Origin of the sequence: Pseudomonas sp. Pc102, assembly GCF_018408275.1 — a bacterium.
Lineage (GTDB): Bacteria > Pseudomonadota > Gammaproteobacteria > Pseudomonadales > Pseudomonadaceae > Metapseudomonas > Metapseudomonas tohonis.
The window spans coordinates 3,757,239-3,772,120 of record NZ_AP021905.1 but is presented as its reverse complement, the minus strand read 5'-3'; the positions used below and the strand labels follow the sequence as shown (position 1 = coordinate 3,772,120).

Below are 14,882 nucleotides of genomic sequence, written 5' to 3'. Positions count from 1 at the left end.
GAGGTGCCCCTGAAAAGCCTCGCAGCGACTGCCCTTCGGAAATTCCATTTCGCGTAGACGCTGGCGCCGGTTGCTTTGCATCAAGCGCCCCACGACACTACGTCGCGCCGCTCATCCCACCGAATCCCGAAGGACCCTTCATGGACGATCTGAAACGCCAACAACTCGAAGAGCGCAAGGCCGCCTGGGCCGACATAAAATTTCGCCTGCAGTACGCCCAGTGCCGAGTTCCTCTGAAAACCTTCGAAGCCTATTTCATGAAGGGCAAAGAGCCGGTCTTGCGCCCCTATGAAGAGGATCCGATGCCCCTGGTCTACCGCCTTTGGCTGGCTCAGGATCAAAGCCTTGAAGGATGGTTGAGGATTACCGAGCGCTTTCTCGCGGGCCCCAGCGCCTGGAGAACCGACGTAAGCATCGAGCCGACCGGTGATGGCGAGTCCTGGGCTGAAGCCAGCAGGGGCAATCTGGGCGGGCATATCATCGCGAGGAGTCTTGCCGACTCGTATCAGATCCTGGTCCAGAAGGCCGGGGCCAGCCACTTCGACGGTAGCGAGCCCTTTGCCGGTTCCGATGTCGTTCCGCCGCTGGGGTTCATGGGCGGCCTTGAGAAGAAGCTCTATCACTTCCTCAGCGGGCAAACACCCGGCACTGAACACCTGCATTACGACGGCAAGAAACTATTCGATCCTCGCTTCCACTTCGGCCATATCTATTACTACGACCGTTGCAAATGGCTGGATGGCACCCTGCCTAGCAACACCTACAGCCTCTATAACTACTTGGGTTCGCGCTGGTTCATGAGCATGGACGAAGCCCATATGGGCGAAATCCGGGAGCAGGAGTCGATTCAGTTCTACTTGAACTGCTTCCTGGTTCTGGTGGCGCGGTATCCGGAGTCAGGCGTCGACGCCGAGCGTGCTGCCTACTGTGCCGAGATTCGGCAGCTGCTGGACGCCGGGCCATTGCTCGAGCCGCTCGGCACGATGTGGCGCCAAGCCAGGAATGAGCGGGGGCGCATCGACCTGAACGCGTACATGGGGGAGGCGCCGTTCTACATCGCCGAATTCTAGTGGGGTGGCCCCGTGTCCAGGCATTCGGGTCGGGTAACCGGGCTGCGTTCCCGCAGCCCGATAGGCCCCCTTCGCCCGTATTGGCGCCCAGGTTCCGGCGGCGCCGATCACTGGCTGGCGACGCTGTCCACCGCCTTGAGAATGACCGCGGCGACATCGGCCGGTTGCGACTGTTGCGGCACATGGCTGCTGTGCAGCTCGGTCAGCCGGGCGCCGATGCGCTTGGCGGACGAGCGCTGTACATCGGGGTGGATCATGCGGTCTTCGCTGGCCAGTACGTACCAGGAGGGCTTGGTCTTCCAGGCCGCGACCGTGGTCTTTTCCTCGAATGCGGAAGCGCGAATCGGCCCTTGTGTCGCGGTCATCACGGCCGTCTGCTCAGCCGGCAGGTCCTGGGCGAAGTCCTTGGCCATGCCCTCCGGCGTCAGGTAGAGAAAGCCGTTGGCATCGGGCTTGATCTGGCTGATGCCGGGCGGGGTCGGTGCGCCCTTGCCCTGTTCGCCGCTGATCTGCCCGGCGTCGGGTGCGAACGCGGCCACGTACACCAGTGCCCCGACATTGTTCTGGTCACCCGCTTCGCTGATCACGGTACCGCCCCACGAATGGCCGACCAGTACCACCTTGCCCGGCTGGTTGCGCAGTGCGCGTTGAGTGGCGGCGACGTCATCGGCCAGGGAGGTGAGGGGGTTTTGCACGACCGTCACCGCGATGCCCTTGGCCTGTAGCAGCGGAACCACCTTGGCCCAGTCCGAACCGTCGGCGAAGGCGCCGTGTACGATCACCACCGAAGGCGGGGTACTCTCGGCGTGGCTGATGCTCGTACCCAGGGTGGTGGCCATGGCGAGGGCGAGGGTGGCGATGCGAGTGTTGATTGTTTTCATGGGGGTGGCTCCTGTGTAGGGAGCTTCAGTTTGCTGATGGGCCTGCAAGGCCGATATCGGTCATTTATCCGAGCCGGGGAGTTTTTCATGGATAGCGCGCCGCGATACGAGGTTTCCCTGAACGCAGCACTGGCGGCCATCGCCCAGGTCGGTGACCTCAGCATGGGCCAGCCGCTTGGGCACTCCCTGCGCGTGGCGCGACTGGCCGGGCAGCTGGCGCAGGCGAGGCGGGCCGACCCCGGGCAGGTGAAGGTGGTCGAGCAGGTGGCCTTGCTGCGCTGGTCGGGCTGCACGGCCAACGCCGACGGGTTTGCCCACCTTCTGGGTGACGATGTGGACGGCCGCCGCGCGATGCTGGACGGCACGCTGAACGCCGACGACATGAACGCCGTGCACAAGGCGGCACCGCTCGCCGTGGTGCATTGCGAAGTGGCCAGCGAAATCGCCAGAACGCTGGAGCTGGGCGCCGCCGTGCAGACCGCGCTGAGCCGGGTCTTCGAAACCTTCGATGGCAGCGGCAGGCCGATGGGGCTGACCCACGAACACATCCCGGAGGCGGCCTACCTGGTGGTGCTCGCCGGGGACCTGGATATTCTCAGCCGCGCCCACGGCGTGGAGGCGGCGCTGACGTGGATCGGCGAGCAGGCCGATCGACGCTACCCCGCCGACCTCGCAACGTTGCTGGTGAAGGATGCCAGGCAATGGTTGGCCGGGCTGGACGGCGCGGCCGATGAGCCGGGTGATGCCGACAGCGAACGCCCCGTGTGCCTGAGCCTGGTGGGCGACGTGATCGATCTCAAGCTGCCGTGGCTGGCAGGGCATTCGCGGCAGGTGGCGCATGTCGCCACGGAGGCCGCCCGCTTGTGGGGGGTGGCCGAGCCCGGGCGGGCGGAGATCGGCAAGGCCGCGCTTATCCATGGCCTGGGCCGAGCGGCCGTTTCCAACCACGTCTGGAATACCACCGGGCCGTTGCCCTACGGCGCTGCCGAGCGTGTGCACCTGGTGCCGTACTGGACGCAAAAGGCGACCCGGTCCATCCGCGAACTGAACACGCCGGGCGAGATCGCTGCCCATGCCTACGAACGCCTCGACGGCAGCGGATACTACCGGGGGGCACGGGCGGAAGCGCTGTGCGTCGAGAACCGCCTGCTGGCCACTGCCGTCGCGTGGGTGGCATTGCGCGGTACCAGGCCCTGGCGCGCCGCGCACGGCGAGGCCGATGCCGCCGGGCTGCTCAAGCAGGATGCCCGCCGTGGCCTGTTCGATGAGGAAGTCTGCGATGCCGTGATCGCCGCCGCCCGTGGCGAACGCACTTTCACCCAGCCTAGAGGCGCGCTGCTGACTCCGCGTGAATGCCGGATTCTTCTCGAGATCAGCCAGGGCGCCAGCAACAAGGAGGTGGCGCGCAACCTGGCCATCAGCCCGAGTACCGTGCGCACGCACATGGAAAGCATCTTCCGCAAGCTGGGATGCTCCACCCGGGCGGCGGCGACGCTGAAAGGGCTGACGCTGGGGTTGATCGCCTGAAGGCCGCCTTGGACTAGACGGCGGCGCGGGCCAGGGCGATGAAGGCCTTGAGTGCCGCCGACGGATTGCGCCTGTTGGCGTAGTACAGGCACAACTTGTCGCGCGGTGGCGTCCAGGCGTGCAGCACCTGTTCGAACTGGCCCGATTCGATTTCCTCCCTGACGTCCTGCTCCATGAAGAAGCCGAGCACGATGCCGGCCTGCACCGCTGCCTTCGCCACGCCGGGCTCGTCCAGGGTGAGCGGGCCGTGCACATCCAGGCGGATGACTTCGCCATCGCGCTCGAACTGCCAGGGGAAGATCGCCCCGTTGGGTAAACGGATGCGCAAGCAGGCATGCCGGACCAGGTCCGTCGGGTTGAGTGGCCGGCCGTGCGCGGCAAGGTAGGCGGGGGTGCCCACCACGGCGTAGCGTTGCGGCTGGCCCAGGGGGATCACGATCATGTCGCTGGGCACCAGGCTTGCCGCTCGCACGCCGAGGTCGAACCCGTCGGCAACGATGTCGACCAGGCGCTCCTCCGTCACCAGATCGACATGCACCTGGGGATGGCGCTGCAAGAACTCCAGCACCAGTGGCAGCAGCACCGCGCGGGCGGCGCTGGCGAATGCGTTGATGCGCAGCACGCCCGCCGGCCCGGCGTTGTGCGAACGCACCGCGTCCAGCCCCGAACGCACATCCTGCAAGGCCGGCCCCACCTGTTCGAGGAACATCTCGCCGGCCTCGGTCAGCGACACGCTGCGCGTGGTGCGGTTGAAAAGCCGCGTTTCCAGGCTCGCTTCCAGCTTGGCGATGGTGTGGCTGAGCGCGGTGGTCGAGATATCGAGATCGACCGCCGCCTGGCGGAACGATGCCCGGCGTGCCACGGCCATGACCGCTTCCAGTTCGTGGAGGCCGATGCGGGGGTCCGACATATGATTGTCCAGAAATATGGGATGACTCGTTAATCGTTGTCCCAGTTGAGCAAACAATCCAGGGCGCAGCAAGATGGCTCTCGTTCCATCCACCTTCCAAACGAGAGGACACAGGCCATGAACCTTGACCTGAGCGGCAAACGAATCCTGGTCACCGGCGGCACCAAAGGCGTAGGCAGCGCCGTCGTAAGACTGCTGCTGGAGGAGGGCGCCAAGGTGCTGACTTCGGCGCGGCAGGCTGCGGAGGACACGCCACGAGAAGTGTTTTTCGCGGCGGACCTGACGACCACACAAGGGTGTGACGCGTTGGTGGCGGCCACCCGGGAGCGCCTGGGCGGCGTCGATGTCATCGTCCATGTGCTCGGCGGCTCCTCCGCTCCCGTCGGCGGATTTGCCGTGTTGGGCGAGGACGAGTGGCGGAACGAACTGGACCTGAATCTGTTTCCGGCCGTGCGGCTGGACCGCGCGTTGCTGCCGGACATGCTGCAGCGCAATGCCGGCGTGATCATCCACGTCACGTCCATCCAGAACCGTCTGCCGCTACCCGAGGCCACCACGGCGTATGCAGCGGCCAAGGCAGCGCTATCCACCTACAGCAAGAGCCTGTCCAAGGAGGTGTCGCCCAAGGGCGTGCGAGTGGTTCGGGTGTCGCCCGGCTGGGTCGAGACTGAGGCATCGGTGGCAATGGCCGAACGGCTGGCGCAGGAAGCCGGCACCGACTATGAAGGCGGCAAGCAACTGATCATGGATTCATTGGGCGGCATCCCCCTGGGCCGTCCGGCCAAGCCCGTCGAGGTGGCCGAGCTGATTGCCTTTCTGGCGTCGCCACGTTCGGCGTCGATCACGGGCACCGAGTTCGTGATCGATGGCGGTACGGTGCCGACGGCGTAGGCCGGAGCGAACCCCGTCATCGCTTGAAATACGCCCCGATATGCGAGTGCCGTCGACTGGCTGATCGCCCTCGACGGCCCACGTTTTCTCGCTCAAACCGGCAGTTGGCAGCCTGACCAGCCAACCGGGCTGGATACCTGCCTCGCACCTTGGTGCCGTATTCACCTCGGAGCAGGTTCCCGTCGGGTGAGGGCGTCCCCGGGGCGAGCGACCAAAGAAGGCTGTGCAGGCAATGTGGCGGCGTCCAGCGCCATTTCCATCCCCTTGTACCGCAATGGCCTGAGCCTCTGGCGCCAGGGCAGGGGCCGCCGAGGGGAAGTCGATGTAGCGGTGATCGAGATCCGGCGATCGGCGTTGCCCGCGATGATGGTTCATCACGCGTTCAATCCCCGACACCTGCATCAACCTGCCGAGTTGATCGAGGTCGGCACGACGCCCTGCACAGCGTGCCTGTGGTGCGACACGCCGTGCTGGCATCGTCTTTCGGCTTGCGCTTCCAGGAGCCGGGTCACTTCCTTACCGATGCGCGGGCCCATCGCGTTACCCGTGCTGCATCGATGGTGATGCAGGCGGTTGCGCAGGGCGCCTTGCCCTGGGTGCTGCTCGGAATGCATCCGGCCCGCCACGATCTGGGTAGCCGTGATCGTAAGCAGGATTAGGCACTCGGCCTGAACTGCACCCGGTATGCCGACATTCTGCTGACACTCACCGAGTGATCGTCGCCGTCTCTAAGCTCGCTAGCGCACCGACGGGGCGTGCCGTGGCTGCCATTGTCCTCTGCCTGGAACCCCGCAATACCGCGGGTTACGGGAATTTCACAGAGGTCACCATGAGCAAGCCTAGCGAACCGCGTCACCCCCGCAGCCCTACCAAGACGGGTGAACAGCAGCCCGGTGGTAGAAGTAGCCAGTCGGATCATAAACCCAACCCGGACACCAGGGAGGATGGCGCAGGGGGGCATGCCAAGGATGTCCGCCAGGCCGCGCAGAAACCTGCCAAGGGTGCTGCCAAGCCTCAGCTGCGTGCCGCCAGGGGTGACGATGACTTGATGAGCCAGGGGCCGAAAAAATCATGAGTCTTCCTAACGCAGACGAGCTCAAGGGCAAATGGAAGCAGCAGGTCGGCGCCGCCAAGATCGCCTGGGGAAAACTGACCGAGGACGAGTTGCTCAAGTCCGAAGGTCGTGAGGAAAAGCTTGCCGGGCTGGTTCAGGAACGATACGCCATCACGCGTGGCGAGGCCGACAAGCAGGTCAAGGACTTCATCAAGAAATGCAAAAGCTGATGTCGAGCGTGGCGCCGCTTCGCCGAAGCGAGGCGGTCAGCTGCGGGCCTCATCGGGAACGGTCCCTTGACTGTCCTCTGAGGCATCACGTCTTTTCCCGAGTGGAGAAATGCCATGAACAAACAACCCTGTACCCTATACCTCGCTCGTGTCTTCGCTCTCGCACTCACCACCGTTAGCGCTGGAGTCTTTGCCGCTACGGCCGAGCAGGATGTCACCGATGCCCGCCAGGAAACCCAGATATGGACCACTTACGCGCTGAGCCCCTACCTGCGTGCCAATGACCTCAAGGTCTCGGTGGACAATGGCAAGGCCACCCTGACCGGCATCGTCGCCGAAGATGTCAACAAGGACCTGGCCAAGGAGATCGCCTTGGGCGTCAAAGGGATCACCGCGGTCGACAACCAGATCGTCGTCAATGCCGATTACCAGCCGGTCAAGCAGGGCAGCGAACGCAGCTTTGGCGATGCCATCGATGACGCCAGCATCACCGCGACGATCAAGTCGAAACTCATATGGGGCAAGAGCACCGATGGCATGTCCACCCATGTGGATACCAAGTACGGTCGTGTAACGCTGCGTGGCACGGCTCATAGCGCTGCCGAGCGTGACCTGGCAGGGCGCATCGCGATGAATACCCATGGCGTGGCCGCCGTGGACAACCAGATCAAGGTCAGTGCCTCCAAGCCCACCCTTGCCGAAAGCGGCAAGAGCATGAGCGATGAGGCCAGCGCCGATATCTCCGACAGTTGGATCACCACCAAGGTCAAGTCGACCCTGCTCTACTCCAGCAATGTGCCCGGTACGGCCATCGATGTGACCACCAACAAGGGGGTGGTCAGCCTCAGTGGCAAGGTCAACAACGGCGCCGAGCATGACCTGGCCATCGAGTTGGCGCAGAACGTTCGAGGGGTCAAGAGCGTGCAGGCCAAGGAACTGGTGTTCTGACCCAGCGCTGACCGCTGCAGGATCTTCACGTCGCCGGCGGAGCCGTCGGCGTGGCGATCCATCAGGGCGCATTGCGGTGAGGCTCCTGCCAGTCGCTGGCTGTCCATTGCCCGGCCGATTCTAACTCCCTACCCCTCCCTTTTCCGGAGGGGTTTTCATGTCCCCTCCTGTTGGTCGACAGCTGCTGCTGTTGCTCGCGCTGCTCTGCCGGGCCCCACTGGCGGGATGCAGCGTCCTGCCGCTCCTTGGTGCCCCGGATTCACGACCCTCTGCGTGCAGCCCCGGAGGCGCCACACGGGCCGCTGTCGATCGAGCGTGGCCAAGCCAACGTCGGGTTGCTGCAAGAGTGGTGCACCGATCAATACCTTCTTCCCGGACCTGGCCATGATCAGCCCTGGTCCCATGCCTGGCCGTTCGCGATCAACCATGCGCCGGACGTCGACGAGCCCGGGTATCTGCGGGTAGGTTTGGGGCGGCAACGGGCCGATGGGCACCCGTGACTGCCGCCTATCCAGCAGCACGCGATGGTTCTGGATGAGCGGGGCAGCTTCCGCACCTGCCGTGCATCGACCGCCATGGCGTGACGCTGCTTTGCGACCGGGCACCGTCGATGGCGACGTTTCACGCTCCAGCGTGCGGTCTCTTTGAGCCTGTGCATGAGGAGGTCCGGTTTCCTGGGAGCTGGGGTGGTGGGGCGGTGAAACAAGGCGCCCTGTGTGCGACGGCGTACAGATGAGCGGTAGCGGTTGCGCCCATGCTGCTGGCATGTAGCGCACCGATTCAGCGCCTGCTAAACCCACCCATCCATTCAAGCTAGAGGACATCGCCCTGCATCTCGCGATGCCAAGGCCAGGCGAGACGATAGTGGCGCACAACCGTGGTTTCTAGACATGGCGCGCCGCCGATCAGCCTTCGCCCGATGCTGCGTGGCACGGCAGCAGCGCCACTGCATCACAGATCCAGGGCAGGTTCGAAGGGGAATATCATGAGCTTAGGCACCATCTTGCTGATCGTACTGATCCTGTTGCTGATCGGCGCCATTCCCGCATGGCCACACAGCCGCAACTGGGGTTATTTCCCCAGTGGCGGGTTGGGGCTGGTCGTGCTGGTCATCGTCATCTTGCTGGTGCTCGGGCGAATCTGACACGACGAGCACTAGAGCGGTCCCAGGCAATGGAACGGGCGTGGCCGCGGCTGGATGTCGGAGCAGGGTGCGCATGGCCACGCCATCCTTGGGCCGGGCACGCAGACGGCGCCGGGCGAGCGGAGCAGGGCGGGCCGTGGATATGCGGAAGGGGTGGGAGCGTCGGGATGCGGCAGGAGGGGCTGAGCTCGACGCCAGCGCCCCGCCAGACCCAGCCAGCAGAGCCGGGCGGTGTGATCAGCGGTACCCGGGGCAGACGGTCCTTTGTTGCGCCCAAGTGGCCTGTGCCCGGCCCGCCGAACGCAGCGGGCGAGGGAGGGCGGGCTGGTCGAGGTCGGCGGGTTCCGTGCGGTTTTTCAGTAGCGGATGCCCCTGCGTCGTGCGGCGGGTCGTGCGGGGGCGTGTGCGTCATCCAGGGCGGACTAGCGTCGGGATATGAGGAGTCCGAACAGGAAGGCAACCGCAGTGGCGGCACCGAGCACCTTCCAGGGATGCCCGTGGACATAGTCGTTGGTCACACTGGCGGTTTGCCGGGCGCGCACGGCGATGCTTTCGCCCATTTCCTCGGCGGATTTCCTGGCGGCGGCTACCCGGGCATCGAGTTTGATTTTGGCCTGGGCCAGTTCGTCGCCGGTCAGCGAGCTGGTTTCCTTGATCAGCTCCTCGATGTCGCCGAGGAAGTTATGGAATTCGCGAGAAATCGCCGATGACGAGACGACGTTCCCAGCTCTGGCTATCGCGGATGCTCCGCTTCCTTGGCCATTGATGGCGCTTTCCGCCTTGGAGGTCGGGTTGGGCATGGTGGGCTCCTGTCCGGGTATGGCTGTTGCGCAAGGCCGACCGCCCGATTGGCGATGCCGGCTGACGCGATGAGTGCCTACCCTGGGCGACAACGGTTTCTCTGTCTGTGCGCCAGCGAACGCTGGTTACCGTTCCGGCGAATCTCATCGCTTATGCGCGGCAGCGTACGGACAGGCTGCAGGGCAGCTGCCATTGTCGTTCTCCCGAACCACGCTATTTACGCGGAATGGGGTGCACTGGAGGTGCGTATGAACACGCCTGTCGAACCCGTTGCTCCGGTTACTGCCGTCAACCACACGGATACTCGCTCCAAGCGTCTGCCGCGGCCTGGCGCGCCCCATGAACAGCCAACCTGCGTGCAACCTGGGGTTGGCAAGCCGCCCGGGTGGCCCATGCAGGGCGGTCCGCTGGGCGCCGTGCTCAGTGACGAAGGCTCCGATCAGCCGGGCAAGGCATGAGCTTCTCGAGGCCGGTCGTATGCCCTGGGCTCTGGAAGCACAACAACGGTGCCGCCTGCTGACGGCGAACGGGCGGCTGCGTGACCAGTCCAGGCCCAGCGCCTGTCTGGCCCGCTTCAGGCGTTGGCCGACCAGCAGGTGGATGAGTTCCTCTTGCAAACGCTGGCATGCGCCAGGCTGCCTGCAAGCTGTAGTCGCGGCTGGATGAGCTGAGTTTTATCGCCGCGTTTCTACAGGGTGCAGAGCACCGCCACTGCGTTCATTTCAGTTGGAGAGCCCAGATGAAATCCTTCTCCCGCTCGTTGCTACTCATATCCGGCACCGCCTTGGCGATGCTGGTGGTGTGCAATCTGGTGATCGCACTGAGCCTGTCACGGGGCATGGAGCAGGCTAGCCAGCAAACCCAGGTCTGGAAAAACTACGCCTTGGCGCAGCAGCACAATGTGCTGCTGCTGCACACCCGCCGGACCTCCTGTTGCACGGCCCGCGGAGAGGGCCATATGGAGGAATGTCTGCCCGTCACCGAACTGCACGCAGGAGTGGCCGGCAGCCAACGTGAACAGCCCAGGGGGCTCAGTTTCTGAACCCTGAGCTGCCCGCACCCTGGTTCACTCCTGGACCAGGATGCGTAGGCCGGTAGAGCAGTGCGGCATCGACAAACTTCCCGCAAGGTCGCCCAGGCCGAGTGCAGCGATGTTGCCCATGAGGAACACAGCATGAATCCGATCAAGCAGAAAGCCCGTAGCGTGGTGGTGTTGAGTGCGGAAATCGCCACGGCTCAGGTGCAACGTGAGAGCTTCCAGTTGCAACAGCAGCTCGATGAGCTGAATGCCAAGCAGACCGAGCCTGGCCTGGTGATGACCCTTGGCGACCTGCTGTTCTCCAATGGCCGCTCCGAGCTCAGGACTGATACAGCCAAAAAACCGGATAAGCTGGCGATGTTTCTCCAGCCGCACCCCGATCGCGATGTGCTGATCGAAGGGCATGACGGCGATGTCGGAAGCACGTCGGCCAATCTGAGATCGTCGCAGCGCAGGGCCGATTCGGTGATGTCCTACCTGCAAGGGCAGGCTATCTCCGCCAGCCGGTTGGGCGCCTCCGGCAAGGGGGAGGCGTCACCTGTGGCCGGCAATGACTCGGCTTGCGCCCGGCAGACGGACCCTCGGGTGGAAGTGATCATCCGCACCACATCCAACGCTCAGTACTGAAACGGGTTGTGCCTCGTGCACGTCAGGTGATGCGATGACCCATCGAATACTGATTGTCACCGCTGATGCCGACGACTGCAGCGGCCTGCAGAGTATGCTCGGCGAGGCCCCGGGTGGCCCTTTCGACAGTGAGCCGGTCGGATCCCTGGCGGCCGCCCTGATGCGCATGCAAGGTGGCGGCATCGATGCGGTGCTGCTTGAGCTGTCGCTACCCGACAGCCAGGGGATCGATACTTTCAGGCGGCTGTTCGCAGTGGCTCCTTGGGTGCCGATCATCACCCTGTGCCAGCCGGAGGACGAGGCGCTGGCCTTGCAGGCACAGGAGTGCGGCGCCCAGGGTTATCTGTTGAAGGGGGCTCTCGCCAGCTATCTCGTGGCCCAATCGCTGCGCCATATCATCCAGTGCAGGGCATTGGAGGCGCATCTGGGCCTGGAGCGTGCCCGTGCCGAGATCACCCTCAATTCGATCAGCGATGCAGTGATAGGCACCGACCTGCAGGGCAACGTCGACTACCTGAATCTCGCGGCGGAACACATGACCGGCTGGCAGCGAGATGAAGCCCGTGGCCAGCCCATCGACCAGGTCATGCCGCTGATCGACGGCGAAACGGCCGCGGTGGCGGTCAATCCGGTTGGTCTGGTGCTGCAGCAGAACCAGTCGATGGGGATGACCGCGGGCACCGTCTTGGTACGCCGCGACGGCAGCAATGTGGCGATCGAGGACTCCGCCGCGCCGATTGTCGACCGTGGAGGCCAGATCACTGGAGTCGTGGTGGTGTTCCATGATGTATCCGAGTCACGGGCCATGGCCATGCGCATGGCGTACCTGGCCCAGCACGATTTCCTTACCCATCTGCCCAATCGCGTGCTGCTTGACGACCGCATAGCCCAGGCCATCAGCCTGGCGGAGCGCAGCGGCAAAGCCATCGCACTGATGTTTCTCGACCTGGATCACTTCAAGTGCATCAACGACTCCCTCGGTCATGCCGTCGGCGACCAGTTGCTACAGGCCGTGGCACGGCGCTTGTCGGCTTGCGTGCGTAGCTCCGACACGGTGAGTCGCAATGGTGGCGACGAATTCGTGGTGCTGCTGGCGGAGGGCCGCGATATGCAGGATGCCAGCGTCACCGCGCAGAAAATCATCGCATCCCTGGCGATGCCCTACATCGTCGATCAGCACGAACTTCACGTGACCTGCAGCATCGGTATCAGCGTGTATCCCACCGATGCCGACAGCGCACCGGTACTGCTGAAGAATGCGGATACGGCGATGTATCACGCCAAGGCGGTTGGGCGGAACAACTACCAGTTTTTCAAACACGAGATGAATGTGCGCGCGGTGCAGCGGCAGGTCATAGAAAGCAGCCTGTGGCAGGCTCTGGAGCGGCAGGAGTTCGTTCTCCACTACCAGCCGAAAGTCAATCTGAAGAGCGGTGTCATCACCGGTTGTGAGGTGCTCTTGCGCTGGCAGCACCCACAATGGGGTATCACATTGCCAGAGCGTTTCGTGCCGGTAGCCGAGGAGTGCGGGTTGATTTTGCCTTTGGGGCGCTGGGTGTTGCGCGAGGCCTGCTCCCAGGCACTACGGTGGCGGCAGCAAGGCTTGGGGCTGGATTCGATAGCCGTGAATATCAGTTCACCGGAGTTTCGCCATGCTGACTTCGTTGTCGGGGTACGCGCTGCACTCGCCGATACCGGGCTTCCACCGCGTTGCCTGCAACTGGAAATTACCGAAAGCGTGCTGATGCACGATGCCGAGGCCAGTATCGAGATCCTCAATCAGCTCAAGGCCATCGGTGTGCAACTGGCCGTCGATGATTTCGGTACGGGCTACTCCAGCCTCAGCTACCTGCTGAGGTTCCCCATCGATGTGCTGAAGATTGATCAATCCTTTGTGCATGCGATCAGTGCCGGCTCAGGGAATGGCATCATCGTCGACGCGGTGATTGCCTTGGGGGCCAAGCTTCACTACCAGGTGGTCGCCGAAGGGGTGGAAAACCAGGCCCAGCTGGCCTTCCTGCTCGGTGGGCAGTGCCATGAAGGGCAGGGCCACCTATTCAGTCCCGGTCTGCTGGGTAACCAGTTGGCCGCGATGTTGAAGATCCAGCCGTACCTGGTGCCAGGTGCTTGCGAGGAACCAGCCGGGTCAGGGTAAGGGTGGGGCCTTCAGTAGACGGGCATAACCCGCGCGAAGGGCTTCATAGCACTCGCAGGCAGCAGTTTCCAGTCCGCCACGATCAACAATGGTGATTTGCCCTCGGCTGTAGTGGATCAACTGACGCAACTGCAGCGCACCGGCGGCGACGGTGACGCCGCTACGCCTGACCCCGAGCATATCGGCCAGGTAGCTGTGGGTCAGGTAGAAGCGATCCGAGTGTGCTCGGTCATGGGTCATCAGTAACCACCGTGCTAGACGGGGCTCCACTTCATGGAAGTGGCCACAGGCGGCGTTCTGGGTCAGTTGCGTGAGCATCACATAGAGGTAGCGTTTGAGGATGTGCACCAGGCCCGGGCACTCACGCAATACCTGGCGGAAGTGCGAGACCCTGATGCGCAGGGCGCTGCCGCTGCCCTGAACCACGGCACGGCTGGGCGCGACATCGACGCCTAGGGCAATCGTGGCGCCGAGCATGCCTTCGTTGCCAATCAGGCCCAACTCCAAGGGCCGATGTTGGCCCAGGGTCGTGACCATGGAAATGAAGCTGTCGAGCGGGAAATACAGGTACCGGAAGGCTTGTTCGGGTTCACAGAGAATGGTGCCGAATGCCAGTTTCACGGTTTCACAATTCGCGCTCAGGCGATTGCGTTCCTTGCGTGTCAGGTCGTCGAGCAGCAGATTGACGATAGGTGGCGTGGTGGCGGCTGACATGGAAATGTCCTGCAGCACGGATCAAGCCTGGGGGGGCGCGGGAAGGGTGCTTGGCAGACCCGTCGGCCTAGTCTGCTCGACGCAGTGCCGGCGCTCTGTTCGCTACGACACGCTGGAGAGATTTACGCGTTTGGGGTCAGTGGCCCTGGTGTATCGGAGGGTAGGGCAGCAAGCGATCGGTTTCCTTCTTCACCACCGCATAGCATTCACAGCTCAACTGTTCGAGCTTTTTCCGGTCGAGCACGGTGATATGCCCGCGGCTGTACTCGATCACCCCTTGACGCTGCAGCTTGCCGGCCGCTTCGGTGACCCCTTCGCGGCGTACGCCGAGCATGTTGGCGATCAGTTCCTGGGTCATGGTCAGCTGGTTGCCTGGCAGGCGATCCAGCGATAACAGCAGCCAGCGGCAGAGTTGCTGGTCGATCGAGTGATGGCGGTTGCACACGGCGGTTTGTGACATTTGGGTGATCAGCGCCTGGGTATAACGCAACACCAGCACCAGTAACTCGCCATGGCGGTTGAATTCATCCTTGACTAGCTGCCCGCTGAGCCGATACGCGTGGCCGCCGCTCTGCACAATGGCGCGGCTGGGCGTGCTCTCTCCGCCCATGAACAGAGCAATGCCGACCAGCCCCTCGTTGCCGACCACCGATATTTCCGCCGAGGCGCCGCTTTCCATCACGTAGAGCAACGAGATGATCGAGTCGGTGGGGAAGTAGACATGGCGCATGGTATCGCCAGACTCGTAGAGCACCTTGCCGAGCGGCAGGGCCACACGCTCGAGATTGCTGAACAGGCGTTGCTGAACGTCACCGGAGAGTGCAGCCAGCAAATTGTTCTGTTGCGGTATGGGTGCTTCGGACATGTAGCCCCCTTGGAGTGGGGTCCCCT

At 63.7% G+C, this 14,882-nt stretch carries 14 protein-coding genes; 9 read left to right on the top strand and 5 right to left on the bottom strand.

Going from position 1 to position 14,882, the window contains the following annotated elements; genetic code table 11:
* The first annotated feature begins 140 nt into the window (after positions 1-140).
* Entirely contained in the window at positions 141-1,070 is a 930-nt protein-coding gene (locus tag PHLH3_RS17250; RefSeq protein WP_213625092.1) for a hypothetical protein, read from the top strand.
* 107 nt (positions 1,071-1,177) lie between these two features.
* Here the strand turns inward: PHLH3_RS17250 and PHLH3_RS17245 are convergent, their stop codons facing one another.
* Entirely contained in the window at positions 1,178-1,951 is a 774-nt protein-coding gene (locus PHLH3_RS17245) for an alpha/beta hydrolase (RefSeq protein WP_213625091.1), read from the bottom strand.
* 87 nt (positions 1,952-2,038) lie between these two features.
* Between PHLH3_RS17245 and PHLH3_RS17240 the strand changes: the two genes are divergently transcribed.
* Entirely contained in the window at positions 2,039-3,478 is a 1,440-nt protein-coding gene (locus PHLH3_RS17240) for an HD domain-containing phosphohydrolase (protein ID WP_213625090.1), read from the top strand.
* A 13-nt stretch (positions 3,479-3,491) separates the two neighbouring features.
* Here PHLH3_RS17240 and PHLH3_RS17235 read toward each other — a convergent pair whose 3' ends face one another.
* Positions 3,492-4,388: a LysR substrate-binding domain-containing protein gene (locus PHLH3_RS17235; protein ID WP_213625089.1), complete on the bottom strand. Its 897-nt coding sequence runs from the start codon at positions 4,386-4,388 to the stop codon at positions 3,492-3,494.
* A 117-nt stretch (positions 4,389-4,505) separates the two neighbouring features.
* Between PHLH3_RS17235 and PHLH3_RS17230 the strand changes: the two genes are divergently transcribed.
* From PHLH3_RS17230 to PHLH3_RS17215, 4 genes are all read left to right on the top strand, one after another.
* Positions 4,506-5,279: an SDR family oxidoreductase gene (locus PHLH3_RS17230; protein ID WP_213625088.1), complete on the top strand. Its 774-nt coding sequence runs from the start codon at positions 4,506-4,508 to the stop codon at positions 5,277-5,279.
* Between the two features lie 1,071 nt (positions 5,280-6,350).
* Complete coding sequence (locus tag PHLH3_RS17225; protein WP_213625087.1) at positions 6,351-6,563, top strand: CsbD family protein; 213 nt, start codon at positions 6,351-6,353, stop codon at positions 6,561-6,563.
* Positions 6,564-6,677: 114 nt separating this feature from the next.
* Positions 6,678-7,511: a BON domain-containing protein gene (locus PHLH3_RS17220; RefSeq protein WP_213625086.1), complete on the top strand. Its 834-nt coding sequence runs from the start codon at positions 6,678-6,680 to the stop codon at positions 7,509-7,511.
* Between the two features lie 985 nt (positions 7,512-8,496).
* The gene (locus PHLH3_RS17215) at positions 8,497-8,655 is read left to right on the top strand and encodes a DUF3309 family protein (protein WP_213625085.1); all 159 of its coding nucleotides are present in this window, start codon (positions 8,497-8,499) and stop codon (positions 8,653-8,655) included.
* A gap of 422 nt (positions 8,656-9,077) precedes the next feature.
* On the opposite strand, the gene PHLH3_RS17210 is transcribed toward PHLH3_RS17215, so the two are convergent.
* Complete coding sequence (locus PHLH3_RS17210) at positions 9,078-9,455, bottom strand: DUF883 family protein (RefSeq protein WP_213625084.1); 378 nt, start codon at positions 9,453-9,455, stop codon at positions 9,078-9,080.
* Positions 9,456-10,195: 740 nt separating this feature from the next.
* On the opposite strand from PHLH3_RS17210, the gene PHLH3_RS17205 reads away from it, so the two are divergent.
* The 3 genes from PHLH3_RS17205 (at position 10,196) to PHLH3_RS17195 (ending at position 13,277) form a co-directional block, all read left to right on the top strand.
* Positions 10,196-10,498 (top strand): hypothetical protein, encoded by a 303-nt coding sequence (locus tag PHLH3_RS17205; protein WP_213625083.1) that lies wholly within the window; start codon positions 10,196-10,198, stop codon positions 10,496-10,498.
* A 132-nt stretch (positions 10,499-10,630) separates the two neighbouring features.
* Positions 10,631-11,122, top strand: coding sequence for an OmpA family protein (locus tag PHLH3_RS17200; RefSeq protein WP_213625082.1), 492 nt, complete (start codon positions 10,631-10,633; stop codon positions 11,120-11,122).
* A 34-nt stretch (positions 11,123-11,156) separates the two neighbouring features.
* The gene (locus PHLH3_RS17195) at positions 11,157-13,277 is read left to right on the top strand and encodes an EAL domain-containing protein (protein WP_213625081.1); all 2,121 of its coding nucleotides are present in this window, start codon (positions 11,157-11,159) and stop codon (positions 13,275-13,277) included.
* Here PHLH3_RS17195 and PHLH3_RS17190 read toward each other — a convergent pair.
* Together PHLH3_RS17190 and PHLH3_RS17185 are read right to left on the bottom strand one after the other, a co-directional pair.
* Complete coding sequence (locus PHLH3_RS17190) at positions 13,269-13,991, bottom strand: Crp/Fnr family transcriptional regulator (RefSeq protein ID WP_213625080.1); 723 nt, start codon at positions 13,989-13,991, stop codon at positions 13,269-13,271. The two genes, PHLH3_RS17195 and PHLH3_RS17190, sit on opposite strands and share 9 nt — an antisense overlap.
* 136 nt (positions 13,992-14,127) lie before the next feature.
* The gene (locus PHLH3_RS17185) at positions 14,128-14,856 is read right to left on the bottom strand and encodes a Crp/Fnr family transcriptional regulator (RefSeq protein ID WP_213625079.1); all 729 of its coding nucleotides are present in this window, start codon (positions 14,854-14,856) and stop codon (positions 14,128-14,130) included.
* Between the last annotated feature and the right edge of the window lie 26 nt (positions 14,857-14,882).